The organism is Ochrobactrum quorumnocens (assembly GCF_002278035.1).
GTDB lineage: Bacteria > Pseudomonadota > Alphaproteobacteria > Rhizobiales > Rhizobiaceae > Brucella > Brucella quorumnocens.
In genome coordinates this window covers 679,095-695,890 of record NZ_CP022603.1, presented here as the reverse complement: position 1 = coordinate 695,890, position 16,796 = coordinate 679,095, and the positions used below count along the sequence as shown (strand labels likewise).

Genomic DNA, 16,796 nt, shown 5'->3' with positions numbered 1-16,796 from the left:
GAATGGAGCGGTGTCAGCCTTTGACTGCCCCTTGTGTGAGGCCGCCGATAAGGCGCTTTTGAACGAGAAGGAAAAGAATGGCTGCGGGCATTGCGCCAACAACGGCACCCGCTGCGAGCAGCCCCCATTCGATCTGGTATTCACCAATCAGAGTCTGGATTGCGACCGTAACGGGGCGCACATTTCTGCCGCCAAGTGTGAGCGCATAGAGATATTCGTTCCATGCAGTGATGAAGATGTAGATGCCGGTTGAAATAATCCCTGGCATCATCAGCGGTATGATCACGCGCCGCAACGCAGCAAGGCGTGAACAGCCGTCCATCATGGCGGCTTCATCAAGGCTTTTGGGAATAGCTGCGACGTAACTTGTTAGCATCCAGACCGAAAACGGAATTGCGACCGTAGAGTTCGCAAGAATAAGCCCGAGATAGGTGTCCAGAATGCCATATTTCCGCATGAGAATAAAAAGCGGCAGGATCAGCAGCACGATCGGGAACATGTTGATGAGCAGAAACTGCATCATGAACAATTTGCGCCCGATAAAGCGAAAACGTGATAGCGCATAGGCTGCCGTTATCGAAACCGCGAGGCCAAGCACAACTGTGCCTACAGCGATGACGAGGCTATCAAGCATATTTTTGTAGAATTGCGCTTTGTTAAACAGGCGCTCGTAATTATCGAGGCTCCAGCCCGAAGGCGACAGTGAAACACCGCTGGCTGATAGCTGCTCAGTTGGCGTGAGTGATGTCAAAACCATCCACGCGAAAGGAGCCAAGGCGAAGAGCACGATGCAGGCGACCGGAAGGTCGGTGGTCAGTATGCGTTTAAGCGTGCTTTGACGTTTCATTTTTCGACCTCACGCATTGTACGTGCAAGATAAAGAACGACCAGAACACCGAGCAGGAGCGTGAAGGTGACAGCGATAGCTGTGCCATAACCGAAATCAAGGTTTTGCCGCGCTTTCACGAATGCATAGAGAGGCAGCGTGTAAGTTGAGTAGCCGGGACCGCCTCCTGTCATGACGAAGATCACATCCATCGAGTTAGCGACCCAGATCACCCGGAGCAGGCCTGCTGTTGCTAAAACGGGCGCGATGCCGGGCAATGTTACGTTCAAGAACTGACGCCATGGCGATGCACCATCAATTGACGCCGCCTCATACTGGCTTTTGGGAATGCCCTGTAAGCCTGCGAGGATCATAATCGCAAAGAACGGGAACCCCTGCCAAGTCAGCGTTGCGATGATTGCATAAAGGGCGATGTTTGGATCGGCCAGCCATGGAACCGCCTGGCTCACAACCGAGAGGTTGAGCAGAATGTCATTGAGGACGCCCGTATTGGGATCGTAAATCCACCGCCACATCAGTGCAATGACCACACTCGGGAGTGCCCAAGGAATGATGACCAGCGCACGGGCCAAGCCTCGCCACGGGAATTGCCTATTGAGCAGGAGGGCAGTTATCAGTCCTAGCCCCATCTGGAGTGGGACAGTGAGCCCGATCCAGATGCATGTGTTCCAGAACGCGGCCCAAAAGACCGGGTCTTCTAACAGTTTGATATAGTTACCAATGCCGACAAACGCTGTTGCTTTGGGCTTGAAAAGCAACAGATCGTAGAAACTTGTCCAGACTGCCTGCACCATTGGCAGGAAGACAATGACCAGCGTGACAACAACGGCAGGGCTAAGCAACCAGTAAGGCAGCAGCTTTTTGCTCCGGTGTCGGAGATGCGTTGGTGATTGGGAGACAGAAGGTAACGCGGACATAGGCTATCTATCCAAGCTGGGGAATGGATTGGCGTTCGACGATTTTTTAACGGGAGAGGTATGGCGGCGCATGAGAATGCTGCCACGAATGACCCGCACGTCGGTTGCTTAGTTCTGGAATAGTTTTTCCAGTTCCTGCATCATCTGTTCAGATGTGATCTGCCCTGCAAGCGCGCGTTGCATAGCAGTTTGCCACGCTGTGTTCACGAATTCTGAAGTGCCTTCGTTTTGTGGCAGTACATGTGCGAAGGGCAGGGACTTGACCGTTGCATCAACAAACCGACGGTCGTGCAGTTTCCAATCTTTTGAGCCGCTTTTTGTGACGGTCATCTGACCAGTTGCGCTATTGAAGGAAACATTGTTTTCGCCTTCTGCAAGGAAAGAAATCCATTTCCATGCAGCGTCTTTCACATTCGAGGACGAGAAAATCGCCAGAGATTCATCGCCATATGACGTCCAGCGATTGCCGCCGCACTCAGGTACAGGAACTGCTGATACCTTATCTCCGAGTGCAGAAACGAGATCCTTGGACGAGCCGACATGGTGGATCGTCATAGCGGTTTTACCGGTTTTGAAAGCTGAAATAATTTCCTGAAACCCGTCATTTGGCGCTGATGGAGGAATGACTTTGTCTTTCTGGAAAAGATCGATCACCCATTGATTGGCCGCCACGGCGGATGGTGTTGTCAAACCGCCGGGCATTACTTCGCCACCTTGTGAAAGAACGAAGGCGCCCCATTGATCCCATCCACCTTTGCCACCACGAAGTCCGAAGCCGTAACGATTAGGAGCGTCTGTCAGCTTAATGGCAGCATTGCGGAAGTCCTCACAGGTTTTAGGAGGCTCCAAACCCGCTTCCTTGAAGAGATCAGCACGATAATAAAGATAAAGAACAACATACTGAATAGGCAGATAATATTGGTTGCCGTCTGATGCTTTGTTTAGTTCGAGCAGATTATCGAGCAGGTCGTCTTTCCCGGCCCAGCCATCGATCCGCTCGCCTAACGGTTCCAGAGCTTCCATTTCGTTCAAACGCGGCTGCGCGAACAGCTTCACCATTGCAGCATCAGGTGCGCTGCCGCCAATGATGGATGTGTAGAGATTATCGTAATAACTGTTCCATGGAATATTTTCCGCTTCGATTTTAATGTTCGGATTGGCTTTTTCAAATTTCGCAACAAGTTCCGACATCGGGTTTTCCGGATTGTCGAAATGATACCAGAAGCGAACGGTTTCAGCGGATTGCGCCGAAATTGTAAGTGCAGCAGCAAATGCCGCGCTGAGCATAAGAGATTTCAACATTTCAACTCCTCCCAGTTGTCTAAAAAGCCTCTTTCATTCAGGCCATTCGGCTTAATGCCTTTGCTGCGTCCTCCAACGCTGCTCTAGCTGCCGTTAGTTCATTTGTGTATTGCAGAAAGCCATGAACGACGCCATCTGTGGCGGCTAATTCGTCCTTGCGTCCAATCTTCAAAAGCCGCTCGTGAAGCAAAATCGTATCGGAAAAGAGGGGGTCGATGCCTGCAGCTGTAAGATAGAGCGGTGGCATTTTTTCTAGGGCTGCATCTTTGGCATGAAGCGGGCAGGCTAGCGGATTTGAAGCAATGTCTTGCCCACTCGCATACCAGTTCCAGTAACGCTTCATTCTGTCAGTGGTCAGCCCTGGACCATTGATGAATGCTTTATAAGATGGGGTTTCAAAATCCATGGCATAGTTGCCATAAAAGAGCAGCGCGCCTTTAGGCAGCGCATGGTTGTTTTCCGCCTCATGCAGCATGGCTGAAAGTGCTAAATTTGCACCAGCAGAATCGCCTGCGATATAAACGGGGCTATCGAGCCCTGTTAGTTCCCCATCAATCAATGCCCGCATCGCGCCAATGACATCATGAAGGCCTGCCGGGAAGGGGTGCTCCGGGGCCAGTCTGTAATCAGGCAAAACCACAGTTAAGCGGGACTTTTCTGCAAGCATGCGCGCGCAGCGCTCATGCGTTTTGGGACTACAAAACGCAAAGCCGCCACCGTGCACGAAAAGAATGCTTCCGGGTTTTTTGTTGTGAGGCTCCAGAACAAGCAATGGAGTTTCCTGTGAGCCGACAGATGGGTTCGCAGCTAGATGTATTGAACACACGTCCTTTATCTCAGGCAGATTGATATTCCAGCGCTGGTTGTTCTTTTCCGCCAGCGCACGCCCCTCTGCTGATGGAAGCGTCGTTGGATCAGGAGTGCCTGCGAACTCGATTGCGATTTCTTCGAGAATAGCCTGCATTTCCGGCAATAATTCTTGTTTGATGGTAGTTGTCATGAAGAGCGACCTTCTTCCGGGAACACCGCTGGCCCGAAATCAACAATCGTCGCAATATGGTGACGCATAGCAACCATTGCAGCTTCGGTGTCGGCGGCTTCAATTGCATCAATAATCGAGCAATGACGAAGCGCAGTTCCACGCAGATCGCGTGCATTGCCGCTTTGTGAAATTTTGAAGCGATGGTTGTGAACAAGGCAACGATGTAAAATGGGGTTCAGAGCAGGCAAGTCTGCTTCGTCGAAAATGCGTCTGTGAAAGTCACGGTCAATCGCAGCCAGACGATATTCATCTTCTTCGTCGGCTGCCTGTAGCATCCCCTCCAGCATTCCTTTGAGGTCATCCGTCAACTTCTTGGAGCGGCGCATCATGACGCGCGGGATCCCATTGCATTCAATGGAGTTGCGTAGACGAAACATTTCAACAGCTTCGTCCGGTGTGCATAGAGAAACCTGTGTTCCCCTATGGCCCTGTCGCAGAACAAGGCCTTCTTCCTGCAACTGGAGCAGCGCTTCACGCACTGGGCCCTGGCTGCATTGAAAATGTGCGGCGACTTCCAGCTCCGTTAGGTTGGCCCCGGCAGGCAATGTGCCAAGCATAATATCCCGCTTCAGCGCTTCAAATACGACTGCCGCTTTTGGGGGTCTGCTCTGAACGAGTTTCGGTGAAAAATATGCCACGTCGATGCCTGAGCCTTCTTGCTTAAAGCTTCAATTATCATTATTGATAATAATATCGATAAAAGACGTCAAGTGAAAACTCTGGGAGGAGAAGGCATGATCGCCATCACGTTGGAGCGTATCCAGAAGACTTATGGCACGCATAAAGTCATTCACGATCTCGACTTTCATATAGAGAGTGGCGAATTCGTTGTTCTGGTTGGTCCCTCCGGTTGTGGCAAATCCACTTTGCTCAGAATGATTGCTGGTCTGGAGGATATATCGGGCGGAGAGCTAAGGTTTGGCGATGCTATCGTCAATGAGCTTTCGCCTTCAGAGCGCAATATCGCGATGGTGTTTCAGGACTACGCGCTCTATCCGCACATGAGTGTGCAGGAAAACATGGCTTTTGGCCTCAAGATGCGCGGCTCCAATGACAACGACGTATCTTCGCGCATTAGAACGGTGGCGGAGACGTTAAAACTTGGTGAATTTCTTACCCGACGTCCTGCGCAACTTTCGGGTGGTCAACGTCAGCGTGTCGCTATGGGGCGCGCTATTGTGCGAGAGCCCAATGCCTTTTTGTTCGATGAGCCACTCTCTAATCTCGATGCGGCTTTGCGGGTCGAGATGCGGTTGGAAATAGCGAAATTGCACCGGAAGATTAAAGCGACCACTGTTTATGTGACGCATGATCAGATCGAGGCGATGACACTTGCAGACCGAATTGTGGTTATGAACAAGGGGAATGTCGAACAGATTGGTAAACCGCTCGATATCTATCGCAAGCCTGCAACTCTCTTCGTCGCACAATTCATCGGAAGCCCCACCATGAACGCTCTTCCTGCGGCAGTCCGACAAAATAGCGAAGAGAATCTTGTACTATCTTGCATCGGTAGAGATGTTTCACTTGGCTTTCAAAACCTGCAGCTCGGTATTCAGGACCAGGTTACGCTTGGCGTTCGGCCTGAGGATATGACTGCTTGTTTTGCGCAGGAGGCGTGGTTTAGTGGTGAGCTTGCGGTGGTCGAACGATTGGGCAGTCAAATGTTCGGCTATATCGAAATTGGCCACGCTAAAATGCTGACTGTCGAGTTCCCGCGTGATAGCGAATTGGAGCTAGGGCAACAGGTGCACGTTAAAGGAGACGAAAGCCGCGTCCATCTCTTCGACAGTAAAACAGGTAGAAGGATTTAGGCCGTGGCGCGTTGCATCACCTGCTAAAAGCGAAGTGATGGCCACATATGGTTAAATGTGATTTTGCCATATGCGGCACCCTAAACTTAAGTTCTTCAACCAAGAAGACATCTATTGGTGGCTTTCATGTATCGCTGTTGGGGCAACAGCCGTCGGAGGTCCGAGCATTTGCTAACTATTCTCAGGTGTGAATGAGCAAGCTTTTCGTGTCGCAGAATGGACGTACGTCACATCATAACCAGTACAGCTCGGAAATCATTCACATTGGTGCCGGTCGGTCCTGGTACGAACAGATCACCAATAATATCGAATGCCGTCCAAGCATCATTGGCATTGAGATGCGTGGCACCATCTACGCCTGCTTTTTGCAGCCTCGAAACCGTTGAACCATCAGCAAAAGCGCCTGCATTGTCTTCCGAACCATCGATGCCGTCCGTATCTGCTGCAAGCGAGTGAATATTCGTGTAGCCCTCGATATCGAGTGCAAAGGACAGCAGAAACTCGCTGTTGCGCCCGCCTTTGCCGCTTTTTTCGCGAATCGTGACCGTGGTTTCGCCACCTGACAGGATCACCACTGGCTTTTTAAACGGTCGATCCCGATCTGCCACTTCACGTGCAATAGCGGCATGAACATGCGCGACTTCTCGAGCCTCACCTTCCATTGCATCTGACAGAATGAATGCCTCTACCCCCTGCTGTGAAGCTTCCTCTGCGGCCGCCTCAAGCGAAACTGCAGCTGATGCAATCACCCGCACTTCATTATTGGCAAAGATTTTATCATTAGGCTTTGGAGCATGAGCCTTCTCGCTTTTAAGATGCGCGAGCACTGTATCGGGCAATTTAAGCTTGTAGTGTTCGATGATTTTGAGTGCATCGTCGCGAGAAGTCGCATCAGGGACGGTCGGGCCAGAGGCGACAAAGGCCGGGTTGTCACCCGGAATATCAGACAGGACCAGCGAGAAAACTTTTGCAGGATGGGCGCAAGCTGCAAGCCGTCCGCCCTTGATTGTGGAAAGATGTTTTCGTACTGCATTCATGGCCGAGATCGGTGCGCCTGATGCGAGCAGGGCCTTGTTGACTGAAATTTCATCTTCAAGCGTCATGCCTTGAGGCGGAGACGGCAGAAGTGCTGAACCACCACCGGAAATAAGTGCCACGACCAAATCATTTTGCGTGAGGTTCGATACGGCATCAAACAAACGTTTTGAGGCCGCAAGCCCTGCCTCATCGGGCACCGGATGGGCGGCTTCGATGATTTCAATACGCTCACAAGACGTTGCATAACCATAACGCGTGACGACCACACCTTCGAGCGGTGCGTCCCATACACGCTCAAAAGCCGCCGCCATTTGCGCCGACCCTTTGCCCGCGCCAATTACAATCGTCCGGCCTTTAGGCTTTGCAGGCAAATTGGCCCGGATCACCAGCTCAGGATCAGCAGCAGCAACCGCTGCATCAAACAAGGACTCCAGAAAAACGCGTGGATCAATTTTTGACATCATATCGTTTTGAAGGCCTCGGTTTTATGGATCTTTATTTGGGTCTAACAGGTGTGGCGGCGGCGCGTTCTGACACACCACCGTAGAGCACTACTATTTAGCGATGCCAGAAATAGTCTTTAAAATGGAAGCACCAAGGGTGTATTTGGGGTCTACCATATTGCCAAGGCGTACCCGTCCCGCCTGTGTCAAAAGCATATAGGCATCAATCTCATCGAAACCGAAGTCCGTAGCCATCCAGCGGATTAGTTCCCTGTAAGCCTGTCGAGCTGCGTCTTCCATGGGACGGGAAGAGCCAATCGTCATGTAGAATTTTTCATTCTCTAAACGGGGTGCACGAATAGTCCAGTTTTTGATCAGGTCGACTTGAACCGTAGTTACGGTTGGATGTTCAACGGCTACGCCACAAAGTTCTCCATCACCTTGCGCAGCATGGCAATCGCCGAGAAACAGATAAGCTCCTTTTGTTTGAACTGGCAGGTAGATGACTGCGCCCGGTGCAACATCAGGCAAATCCATGTTGCCACCATAATAATCCGGCACGAGAGCACTTATTGCTTCGATTTCCGGTGCAGTGCCGATTGTACCGATGAATGGTTCATATGGCAGAGTGATACGATCATTCCATTTAATACCCTTTTCAGCGTCGATGTGCAATTTCTTGACAACCTCCGGCAACGTGGGGTTTAGCATCGCAGTATCCGCTGTCGGCACGAGACCGCCAAACTCTGGCATGATCACAGTGGTGCCGGACGGCTGTTCGCCGCGTGGGCGAATTTCCTTAATATACACCGCCAGAGTATCGCCTTTCTCGGCACCCTCGACATAGATCGGGCCATTTTGGGGATTGAGAAATGGAAAATTCAAAATCTCCGAAGGTTTGTCAGTCTCCTTACTAATTTTCCCTTCAAAAGCATCGTGTGTCTCTGCGGAGATGATCGCTCCCGGCTCTACATACAATATAGGCTCAACAAATGCCCCGTAAACATACTGGTACTTTCCCTGAACTTCTTCACTAATGTGGTGAGGGTTTCCGGCGATACCTTTTGCAACACCTTTGCGGGCCATAATCGATTCCTCAAACCAGGACATACAACTCTCCTTTTATTAAATTTTGATTCAGCAAGCTCCCGAGCAAATCCCAGCTCGGAACAAACGAAGATTGGGGGATTTCTAAGACCGACACCTGCAATCTTCAGACAGCCAGGTATCTGCGTACCGTATCGCGATCTTCCAACATCTCGGCTGAGAGTGTTGCAACGATGCGTCCTTTATCCATGACATAGCAGCGCTGGGCCATGGCGCGGATCATATCGATATTCTGTTCAACCAGAATGATCGACACTCCAGTTCTCTGGTTAAGTTCGACTGATAACTTTGCAATATCCATCACGATGTTTGGCTGAATTCCTTCGGACGGCTCGTCAAGGAGGATAAGAGACGGACGTCCTATCAAAACACGTCCAATTGCCAATTGTTGCTGCTGACCGCCCGACATGGTTCCAGCGCGTTGATGTCGTCGCTCTGCGAGAATTGGAAACCGGACATAAATCTCGTCGTAAAGCTTTTTACTGGCACCGGGAGTTATAGATTCTCCGACGGCCAGATTTTCTTCAACAGTCATTCGAGGGAAAACATCTCGTCCTTGCGGCACATAACCGATTCCGTGTCGTACCCGCTTGTGAGGAGGCAGATGCGTAAGGTCCTTCTGGTTGAACTGTATTGATCCCTGATCAGCTGGCAAAAGCCCGATAAGAGCCTTCATAAGTGTAGATTTACCCACGCCATTACGACCGATAACGGCTACGATTTCGCCTTTGTGCACATCGATATCTACACCCTGCAGCACGGGCTTTCCACCATACCCTGCCCATAGTCCGCGTGTTTGAAGTAGAATTTCCTTATGCATCGGCTTGCCCCAGATAGATTGCGGCGACCCGGTCATCCTTTACAATGTCCTCGATCGAGCCTTGTGCAAAAATTTTACCAAAATGCAGAACGGTAACTCGTTGCGCGATTTGCCGAACGAATGCCATGTCATGCTCAACGGCCAACACAGTCACTCCTTGTGCATTCAATTGTTGAATCATTTCGCCGGTCGCAAATGTTTCGTCCGGCGTCATGCCTGCTGTCGGCTCATCGAGTAGCAGCAATTCCGGTTCAAGACTGATCGCCATACCAATCTCCAACCACTGCTTCTGGCCATGGCTGAGATTACCGGCAAGTTTTGTGGTGGAATCCCTAAGCTTCAGGAAGCTTAAAAGACGTTCGATTTCGCGTTTAAGATCTGATCCGCGATGCTTTCTTTGGACCGCTATTTCGAGGTTTTGATAAACACTCAGTTCCCTGAAAATTCCCGGAACCTGAAATTTTACGCTGATACCGCGGTCGACGCGATCAAACGATTTCAATCGGGTAATCGTTTCGCCTTTATAAATGACGTCGCCTTTACTTGGCAGATACTCACCGAGAATAAGACGGAAGAGAGTGCTTTTTCCTGCTCCGTTTGGTCCGATCAAACAGTGAATTTCTCCCTTCTTGAGCCGCAAGTTGACATCGTTGGTTACGTGCAGTCCACCGAAGCTTTTATGCAGGCCGCGTGTTTCAAGAATATTCATGGCGCTGACCTCTTGCGTTTGAAAAACAGAACACGCCCAATCAAATTGGCTAACCCAAGAACGATACCTTGCGGTGCGAGAAGTACTGTGAAAACGAGCAAAGCACCCATCACGACCAGTGCATATTGAGCACCATAAATTGTCAGCGCTTGAAATCCTGCAAGAACAAGAAGCGTTCCAATCAGGGTGGCAGTGATGTCGCTACGACCACCAACGGCAACCCAAACAATCGGTAACGCAGCTGCGGTAATGCTCATGCTTGATGGTGTGATATACTGCCCCCAGGCGGTGTATAGAACGCCCGAAAGACCGGCTAGCATCGAGCCTATGATAAAGCCCGCCCACTGATAGAGGCGAACATCATAGCCCAGCATCTCGGCACGCTGCGGATTCTCGCGAATGGCTACTAGGACATTGCCAAATGGCGAGTTCAGTAGAACGCGCAAAGCTAGGTAGACAAGAACTACAAGGCCAAGAACGGCATAGTAAAGTCCGATATCTGGATAGAGCGCAATGTCACCACCAAACCACGGAATGGTAATTGGCGGCATACCGCTCATACCGTTGAAACCGTTAAGGCGGGCCTTTCCTATTGCCCATTCCGGGCCTGCCGTCTGCGCCATTAAGCGCTCCAGCACGAGCGTCACCGAAAGAGTGACAATGCCTAGAAAAACCCCTGTTATCCGTCCATAAAACAGAAAGTATCCAATGATTGCAGCAAAGAGACCAGACAGGAGAATTGCCAAGACCAACGCGACAAGGGTAAGGCCGTAAGCATCCCCAATGTTGATTGTGAACACTCCATAGGCATAGCCAGCAACACCGAAAAATGCTGTTTGACCGAACGATAAAGCCCCTCCATAGCCCCATATGAGGCTAAGCCCCATCGCCATAAATGTCCAAATCAGGAAGTAGACATTGTTTCCAATGGTGTAACCGTCAGAAAACATGGGGTATATGATCGCGATTAGGACAACGGCAAAGAATCCAACCCAGAAAATGGGGCCTTTGCCGTTGGTTTGGGGCCCTTCGAGATGCCTGAATAGCTTGGGTGCCATTAACCTTTTCCTTTAATGAAAAGCCCTGAAAGGCCATTTGGCAGCACACGAATGACGATGATCACAGCCAGGAGCAGCCCAATCTGTCCAAACAGTTGGCCATACATCGACGTAAGACTTGCCTTGACGATCGCTAGAATGGCCGCAGCCGGTGCCGTACCCAGAAAGACATCAGCGCCTCCGACAACAACGGTTACGAATGACTCCACAATGAAGCTCGAACCCATTGTCGGTACAAGGGTCATGGTCGGAGCATAAAGTCCGCCGGCAAGTCCTGCCAGACCGGCACCCAGACCAAACGTCAGCGCATAGATATAGTTCGTGTTCACACCAAGCGTCTTGGCCATGTCGGGGACCTGAATTGTCGCACGTGCAAGAATGCCGAAGCGTGTCTTGTTAAAGACAAGGTAGAGACCTGCGAGGATCGCCAGTGCTGCCAGCATCAGGACCATGCGGTAAATAGAGAAGGACAGAGCTCCCAAAGTGAACGATCCCAATGGAGTGCCGATACCCTGCATCGTTGAACCAAGCAGGATGAGTGTTCCTTGTGTCGCAATCAGACTGATGCCCCATGTTGCAACGATTGTATCAAGTGGCCGACCGTAGAGATGACGGATCACAAGTCGCTCAAGAAGCATACCGATGAGGCCTGCAACGAGGGCCCCGGTAAGTATGGCCAATGGCAAGGGTAAACCGGCCTTTGTGGTCATTACGGTCACATAAGCACCGCACATGATAAACTCACCATGCGCGAGATTGATGACCCCCATCATACCAAAGATGATTGCCAGTCCGCATGCCGAAAGAACGAGAAACGCAAATGCATCGCCAAACTGATAAAAGGCAGCGAAAAGAGAACCCAATAGCTCCATCATAATAATCCTTAATCGGGAGACGTCTGATTCATCGGCACGCATCACGCGCGTGCCGGATCAGACCCTTACTGCTTCGAAGGTGGATTAGATGGTGTGTACTGTTCGCCAGGATTGCTTTTCGTTAGGTCGCAACCCGCATCACCCAGCCAGTAAGGCTTCACATCGTTCCAGACTTTTGGGAAAGAAACACTGTGGTCATCGCCTACTTTGGCCAGATAGATGGTATGCGACATATGCTGGCTCTTGGGATCAAGACAGGTTTTTCCCGAAGGACCGTCAAAACAAACGTCGCCCTCCGCAATTATTTTGCGCAAGTCATCCCGCTTGGTTGATCCACCAGCACGCTCAACCATCTGCTTATAGAGGTTGACTGCAATATAAGAATTGGCAGATTCTTGGTTGATGTAAGGCTCATTCGGAAACTTGGCGTGGAAGCGTTCGATGAATTCCTTGCTTGCTGGCGTGTCGACTTCTTCGATGTAGTTTGTCGTCACATGCATATTCGCAAGACTAGGTGGTGTGAAACGCTTATGTTCGTAGCCCTGTCCAACGTTGACCGATGAAGCCATAGGCAATTTCAGATTTGCGGAAGCCGCTTGTTCATAATAGGAAGCCTGCGCTGTTCCAACCAGCAAAGTCACGACAACGTCAGGTTTGGCAGTCTGAATATTCTGAATGGTTTGAGAAAACTGCGAAACGCCAAGCGGGATGAATTCCTCTCCCACCATTTCACCACCATTCTGCTTAACAATCTCACGGACCCATTCAGCCGAAATCTGGCCAAAATTATAATCCGCAGCGATGGTGTAAACTTTCTTCCCATAGGTTTCCATCATCCAGGGAATGAGGGTTGAAAACTGCTGTTCCGGCACTGCGCCCGTAATGACCATATTTGCGTCGCATACACCGCCTTCATACTGGTTGTTATAAAAGGCAAAGCCGTCAAACTGGCGTACGATTGGTCGATAAGCCTCTCGGGACGCCGATGAAAAGCCTGCGAAAATGACATCGACCTTATCGCGTTGCAGTGCACGGCGTGTGAATTCCTGGAACCGCGTATTGTCTGACTGCGTGTCATAAATGACCAGTTCAATCGGACGCCCAGCAATGCCACCTTTGGCATTGATCTCTTCGGTTGCAAGCTGGATCGCATGGACCTTACCAATGACAGGCACGACAAATTCGCCAGATTGGTCTTCCAGAACACCGATTTTGATCGGCTCCTGCGCAAGTGCTGCCCCTGAAAAAAGCGCAAGGGTCCCCGTTACCGCAAGTACTGCGGTTTTTGAAATCATAGACATTCTTTGTTCTCCTCGGAGGTTATTTCGCGATCGTTGACCTTTGAGCGGTTTCTGTTTCGCGGTCGTCCACCTTCATCAGTTCGCTGATGAAGTATTCTGCGTATGTTTCAACATTCATTCGCGCTTTCATGCTTTCCTTGCGAAGAAGGTTGTAGGCTGTGTCGTCACAAACATTGTGACGACGCATAATCTCGACAATTGCCTTAATTAGACTCCGACGTTGCAACCGACGCATTTCGTGGAGAGCGATCGTGGTCTCCATCTGCTGCCGCTGCTGGTAGGCGTTAATGCCAAGAACAATTGCGGAATAAACGATAGAACCGTAAACGGGCTTGCGTAAAAAGGCAGTTGCCCCGGATTGGACAAGCCCCTTCAAACGACTGGGTGCTTCCACACCGACTAATCCGATGATCGGTACACAAGCCAGACCGCTAACCGGGCTGACAGGAAGCGAGAGTGGGCTGTCTAGATCACCATCTACAAACAGCACGTCCCGATCAGCGTTGAGTTCTGATTCTAAGAGTTCAGCATGGTCTGCTTTCAGAGGTACATATGACGCACTGAGACCAAGTTTTGGCAAGGTCGAATCCAAGGCGCCAATTGCTCTGAAATCACGTGAAACGATGATCCCTCGGCGATTATTGAAATTTTGTATGAAGCGGTTGCTCATTGTACAACCCTCAAACTTGCCTGGCCGATTGAAGCTACAGCGAGGCTATCTGCTGATACGAGGTAGGGATCTGGTCGCACAGGTTCCGGCGACTCGATTAGTATCTCAAATTCGGCATCTCGCGTAGACAGACCGATGCGGGGCGTCAGATAGGCATGATGTGTTTCGGGGTCTATTGTGACAAGTCCTTGCGGTGCCTGTAACTGCATTCCTGCAACAGCGTTTCTAACCAGCATAGGATCGATTGAATTGGCTGCAGAAATGGCTCTTCCGAGCATGAGAGTAGCAATATAGGCGGCTTCGCCTTCTGCTGCGGGTGGAGGACCTTCCGGAAACGCCTGATTATATTCTGCTACGAAGCAACGATTCTCGGGATTGGTTAGAGTGGAGAAATAAACTGAAGAGCTGATATGCCCATCTCTGCATTCTGGTATTATCTCGGTCAGATCGGGTTCAGAAAGATTGCAACTGGCGATTGGGAAACGTTCGGACTGATTGATGCCACGCGCCTCACATGCCCGTCGAAACTGCTCGAAAAAGGCGTAAGAAGAGTCACCGATCAAGGCATTGAATATAAAGTCGGGCTCTTCCTCGAAGATGGTTTCAATGATTTTTTGAAGATCAGTCTCACCCACGCCGAGATAGCGTTCAGCCAGAACAATACCTTTTCTTGCTTGGATATATTCACGCAGGACGCGGATGCTTTCCCAACCCCAAATATAGTTGGAGCCAACGCAAAATGTTTTGCGGCCGTATCGAGTTAGAAGGTAATCCATCAATGGAGACATGTGATGGTTCGGCGAAGCACCCGTGTAGATTACGTTTGGGGAACTTTCGAATCCTTCATAATGGGATGGATGCCAGAGCTGCGCATCATACTTCTCAAAAAGCGGAATGACTTCCTTTCGGCTGGATGATGTATAGCAACCGACTACATGACGAATTCCGGAATCGATCAACTTTTTGGTCGCGACCGAATATTCTTCCAAATCACCACCTGGATTGTAATGCACCGGCTCCAGAGTTAATCCCCATTCATCGTCGGCACTTATTTGCGAGCACGCAAGCAGCGTTCCGTTCAAGATCGCACGTCCAACGGCTGCGTATGCGCCAGTTGTGGAAATCAATATGCCGATCTTGCAGGTCAGCTCACCCATTTCACCTCACAAACGACAAAAATCCCGCCAACACGATGTGTTGCGGGCTTCATTGCCACCACGTTCCCTTAGATTGTTTTTCTACGCATTTATAGGCAACGTTGCCTCGCGTTTCCAACATACAACAAACTTTTCATGATCCTGTCAAGCGGTCAATAGAATCTCTTTAGCTAACCGACTTCTATCGCTGTGTTGATGATATCCTTGTGGCGGCTTCTCATTTAAAATATTTTTGCCTGTTTCATTTTTTGGATGGCGAGATAAAGCCTTTGTACGGAATCTCGTTTTGGCTGTAACAGCTCGATGTATGGGGAATTACAACCTCAATGATCTGCGCATTCAAAAAATTCGACTAGTTCCCCGACTGGAGGTGTGGCGCAAATCAAGTGATATCGCCTTTTATCGGAGCATTTTTCCAGCGGTCCAATCGGGCGTAATGCCATTTTTACCAAAAATGCCATAATGGCCTCCCGTGTGAATAACCCGCACGATAAAAGCAGCACAAACACACATAGAGATGCGCTTCTTGTGTGCATTGCCACTTAACGCGAAATAAATAACGTCACTGACTGCCGCAGATCCAACATAGGCCTCAATCATTCAATCCTCATAGAGAGGTGTCCACTATTGCTACTTTTGTGGGGCTAAATGGTGCGTCTCCGCTGAACACGTAACTTTAGTTGTGTCGATTGCTAACTGGAAAGGTGCATGCTCGAATTCATGTTGATCACCCCCAAGGTGCAGAGTTCTTGCTTCAGCAACGGCAGTTCATCTTAGAGTATAAGCCCCGGTAGCGAAACGGCTTAACAAGGGCGATGCTTTCTCGTGTTTGGGAACCGGTCAGCGCCCGTTGATTTCTAAATGCTCAGACGATTTTCTTTGGTTTTTGCAGGGATTTCGTTTTTTTCTGCTTTTTTGCCGTTTTTAGCTCGTCTGCTAAATTAATAGAGGTGTGGACCGAACTTGCAACCAGTTGATGCATGACTTCGATGAGTTTGATCTCGTCCTCAATAAAAAGTGACACTTCCTTTGGCCGTGAAAAACGATTGAGGCCAGAAAACGAAAGTGTTCTGCTCTGAGGATCATAAGCAACTGTATTCACTTTTACGACGCGCATTTTGATTAACTCCATTCAATCCGCTCAATGGTGAACCGAGTTAGCTGTCATAATCAATGGGGTATGACTGTCATAATTCTTATAGTTCAAAAAAAACCGTCAAAATGTTAACCAGTCGGGGTTTTGCAAAATTCAAGTCGCATTAAATGTTGGCTCGCACACCAGATGATGCAAAGAGAACCCGGGCAGGCGGGGCAGCGCCGGAACGACTGTCGCGGATCGTCCTCGCGCGCCCTCAATCATCGCATACTCGCGACAAATTTCAATAAAAACCCCGTTACGTTTTTCAACGTCACAGGGCTGCGCATCAACGGGCATGCGATTGTCTCAGCGCACTGTGTAATATCAAAATTCGCACCAAAGAAAAGCCCCCGGACGGCGGTCAGACCAAACCGGGGACGCGCACCGGTGATTATCAGGAAGTGGGCAGTGCGCTGATAAATCCTCTCACATTCATAACAAAAGACAATAAAAACCCCGGCAAGCGAGGGCCGACCGGGGTTCTGCGCACCGCGAGTGATGTGGGGGGCTCGGGATGATGCGCAAGTAAATCTTCTCACAGTCTCAGGAAATCACACT

Annotated in this window: 17 protein-coding genes; 1 reads left to right on the top strand and 16 read right to left on the bottom strand. The window is 50.1% G+C overall.

Going from position 1 to position 16,796, the window contains the following annotated elements; all coding sequences use genetic code 11:
• Nucleotides 1-13: 13 nt before the first annotated feature.
• The 5 genes from CES85_RS03440 to CES85_RS03420 form a co-directional block, all read right to left on the bottom strand.
• Nucleotides 14-847 carry a carbohydrate ABC transporter permease gene (locus CES85_RS03440; protein WP_095444650.1) on the bottom strand — a complete coding sequence of 278 codons (834 nt, stop codon included), beginning with the start codon at nt 845-847 and terminating at the stop codon, nt 14-16.
• On the bottom strand, nt 844-1,764 hold the full coding sequence (locus CES85_RS03435; protein ID WP_095444649.1) for a carbohydrate ABC transporter permease: 921 nt from the start codon (nt 1,762-1,764) through the stop codon (nt 844-846). The genes CES85_RS03440 and CES85_RS03435 overlap by 4 nt, the downstream gene beginning before the upstream one ends.
• A gap of 108 nt (nt 1,765-1,872) precedes the next feature.
• Nucleotides 1,873-3,066 (bottom strand): ABC transporter substrate-binding protein, encoded by a 1,194-nt coding sequence (locus CES85_RS03430; protein ID WP_208636281.1) that lies wholly within the window; start codon nt 3,064-3,066, stop codon nt 1,873-1,875.
• 37 nt (nt 3,067-3,103) lie between these two features.
• Nucleotides 3,104-4,066, bottom strand: a complete 963-nt coding sequence (locus CES85_RS03425; RefSeq protein ID WP_095444648.1) for an alpha/beta hydrolase — start codon at nt 4,064-4,066, stop codon at nt 3,104-3,106.
• Nucleotides 4,063-4,746 carry a GntR family transcriptional regulator gene (locus CES85_RS03420; RefSeq protein ID WP_095444647.1) on the bottom strand — a complete coding sequence of 228 codons (684 nt, stop codon included), beginning with the start codon at nt 4,744-4,746 and terminating at the stop codon, nt 4,063-4,065. The genes CES85_RS03425 and CES85_RS03420 overlap by 4 nt, the downstream gene beginning before the upstream one ends.
• 96 nt (nt 4,747-4,842) lie before the next feature.
• Between CES85_RS03420 and CES85_RS03415 the strand changes: the two genes are divergently transcribed.
• Complete coding sequence (locus tag CES85_RS03415; RefSeq protein ID WP_095444646.1) at nt 4,843-5,922, top strand: ABC transporter ATP-binding protein; 1,080 nt, start codon at nt 4,843-4,845, stop codon at nt 5,920-5,922.
• A 227-nt stretch (nt 5,923-6,149) separates the two neighbouring features.
• Here CES85_RS03415 and CES85_RS03410 read toward each other — a convergent pair whose 3' ends face one another.
• The 11 genes from CES85_RS03410 to CES85_RS03360 form a co-directional block, all read right to left on the bottom strand.
• A complete protein-coding gene (locus tag CES85_RS03410) occupies nt 6,150-7,424 on the bottom strand; it encodes a glycerate kinase type-2 family protein (protein ID WP_095444645.1) in 1,275 nt (424 codons plus the stop codon).
• Nucleotides 7,425-7,514: 90 nt separating this feature from the next.
• The gene (locus CES85_RS03405; RefSeq protein ID WP_095444644.1) at nt 7,515-8,513 is read right to left on the bottom strand and encodes an acetamidase/formamidase family protein; all 999 of its coding nucleotides are present in this window, start codon (nt 8,511-8,513) and stop codon (nt 7,515-7,517) included.
• Between the two features lie 103 nt (nt 8,514-8,616).
• On the bottom strand, nt 8,617-9,330 hold the full coding sequence (urtE, locus tag CES85_RS03400; RefSeq protein ID WP_095444643.1) for an urea ABC transporter ATP-binding subunit UrtE: 714 nt from the start codon (nt 9,328-9,330) through the stop codon (nt 8,617-8,619).
• The gene (locus CES85_RS03395; RefSeq protein ID WP_095444642.1) at nt 9,323-10,039 is read right to left on the bottom strand and encodes an ABC transporter ATP-binding protein; all 717 of its coding nucleotides are present in this window, start codon (nt 10,037-10,039) and stop codon (nt 9,323-9,325) included. Before CES85_RS03395 ends, urtE begins: the two co-directional genes overlap by 8 nt.
• Nucleotides 10,036-11,097 carry an ABC transporter permease subunit gene (locus CES85_RS03390; RefSeq protein ID WP_095444641.1) on the bottom strand — a complete coding sequence of 354 codons (1,062 nt, stop codon included), beginning with the start codon at nt 11,095-11,097 and terminating at the stop codon, nt 10,036-10,038. Before CES85_RS03390 ends, CES85_RS03395 begins: the two co-directional genes overlap by 4 nt.
• Nucleotides 11,097-11,969 (bottom strand): ABC transporter permease subunit, encoded by an 873-nt coding sequence (locus CES85_RS03385; protein ID WP_095444640.1) that lies wholly within the window; start codon nt 11,967-11,969, stop codon nt 11,097-11,099. Before CES85_RS03385 ends, CES85_RS03390 begins: the two co-directional genes overlap by 1 nt.
• A gap of 68 nt (nt 11,970-12,037) precedes the next feature.
• Entirely contained in the window at nt 12,038-13,273 is a 1,236-nt protein-coding gene (locus CES85_RS03380) for an urea ABC transporter substrate-binding protein (protein ID WP_095444639.1), read from the bottom strand.
• Between the two features lie 19 nt (nt 13,274-13,292).
• Nucleotides 13,293-13,943, bottom strand: a complete 651-nt coding sequence (locus CES85_RS03375) for an ANTAR domain-containing response regulator (protein ID WP_095444638.1) — start codon at nt 13,941-13,943, stop codon at nt 13,293-13,295.
• Nucleotides 13,940-15,100, bottom strand: coding sequence for a transporter substrate-binding domain-containing protein (locus CES85_RS03370; RefSeq protein ID WP_095444637.1), 1,161 nt, complete (start codon nt 15,098-15,100; stop codon nt 13,940-13,942). Before CES85_RS03370 ends, CES85_RS03375 begins: the two co-directional genes overlap by 4 nt.
• Before the next feature lie 399 nt (nt 15,101-15,499).
• Nucleotides 15,500-15,700: a hypothetical protein gene (locus tag CES85_RS03365; RefSeq protein ID WP_095444636.1), complete on the bottom strand. Its 201-nt coding sequence runs from the start codon at nt 15,698-15,700 to the stop codon at nt 15,500-15,502.
• Between the two features lie 265 nt (nt 15,701-15,965).
• On the bottom strand, nt 15,966-16,217 hold the full coding sequence (locus tag CES85_RS03360) for a hypothetical protein (protein ID WP_157743397.1): 252 nt from the start codon (nt 16,215-16,217) through the stop codon (nt 15,966-15,968).
• Nucleotides 16,218-16,796: the final 579 nt, after the last annotated feature.

What these genes read in the sequence shown, in the direction of transcription:
- CES85_RS03395 (WP_095444642.1), bottom strand. Translation starts at nt 10,039, where the DNA reads ATGAATATTCTTGAAACACGCGGCCTGCATAAAAGCTTCGGTGGACTG.
- CES85_RS03365 (WP_095444636.1), bottom strand. Translation starts at nt 15,700, where the DNA reads ATGATTGAGGCCTATGTTGGATCTGCGGCAGTCAGTGACGTTATTTAT.
- CES85_RS03385 (WP_095444640.1), bottom strand. Translation starts at nt 11,969, where the DNA reads ATGGAGCTATTGGGTTCTCTTTTCGCTGCCTTTTATCAGTTTGGCGAT.
- CES85_RS03425 (WP_095444648.1), bottom strand. Translation starts at nt 4,066, where the DNA reads ATGACAACTACCATCAAACAAGAATTATTGCCGGAAATGCAGGCTATT.
- CES85_RS03410 (WP_095444645.1), bottom strand. Translation starts at nt 7,424, where the DNA reads ATGATGTCAAAAATTGATCCACGCGTTTTTCTGGAGTCCTTGTTTGAT.
- CES85_RS03435 (WP_095444649.1), bottom strand. Translation starts at nt 1,764, where the DNA reads ATGTCCGCGTTACCTTCTGTCTCCCAATCACCAACGCATCTCCGACAC.
- CES85_RS03375 (WP_095444638.1), bottom strand. Translation starts at nt 13,943, where the DNA reads ATGAGCAACCGCTTCATACAAAATTTCAATAATCGCCGAGGGATCATC.
- CES85_RS03360 (WP_157743397.1), bottom strand. Translation starts at nt 16,217, where the DNA reads ATGCGCGTCGTAAAAGTGAATACAGTTGCTTATGATCCTCAGAGCAGA.
- CES85_RS03430 (WP_208636281.1), bottom strand. Translation starts at nt 3,066, where the DNA reads ATGTTGAAATCTCTTATGCTCAGCGCGGCATTTGCTGCTGCACTTACA.
- CES85_RS03440 (WP_095444650.1), bottom strand. Translation starts at nt 847, where the DNA reads ATGAAACGTCAAAGCACGCTTAAACGCATACTGACCACCGACCTTCCG.
- CES85_RS03405 (WP_095444644.1), bottom strand. Translation starts at nt 8,513, where the DNA reads ATGTCCTGGTTTGAGGAATCGATTATGGCCCGCAAAGGTGTTGCAAAA.
- urtE (WP_095444643.1), bottom strand. Translation starts at nt 9,330, where the DNA reads ATGCATAAGGAAATTCTACTTCAAACACGCGGACTATGGGCAGGGTAT.
- CES85_RS03415 (WP_095444646.1), top strand. Translation starts at nt 4,843, where the DNA reads ATGATCGCCATCACGTTGGAGCGTATCCAGAAGACTTATGGCACGCAT.
- CES85_RS03380 (WP_095444639.1), bottom strand. Translation starts at nt 13,273, where the DNA reads ATGTCTATGATTTCAAAAACCGCAGTACTTGCGGTAACGGGGACCCTT.
- CES85_RS03390 (WP_095444641.1), bottom strand. Translation starts at nt 11,097, where the DNA reads ATGGCACCCAAGCTATTCAGGCATCTCGAAGGGCCCCAAACCAACGGC.
- CES85_RS03370 (WP_095444637.1), bottom strand. Translation starts at nt 15,100, where the DNA reads ATGGGTGAGCTGACCTGCAAGATCGGCATATTGATTTCCACAACTGGC.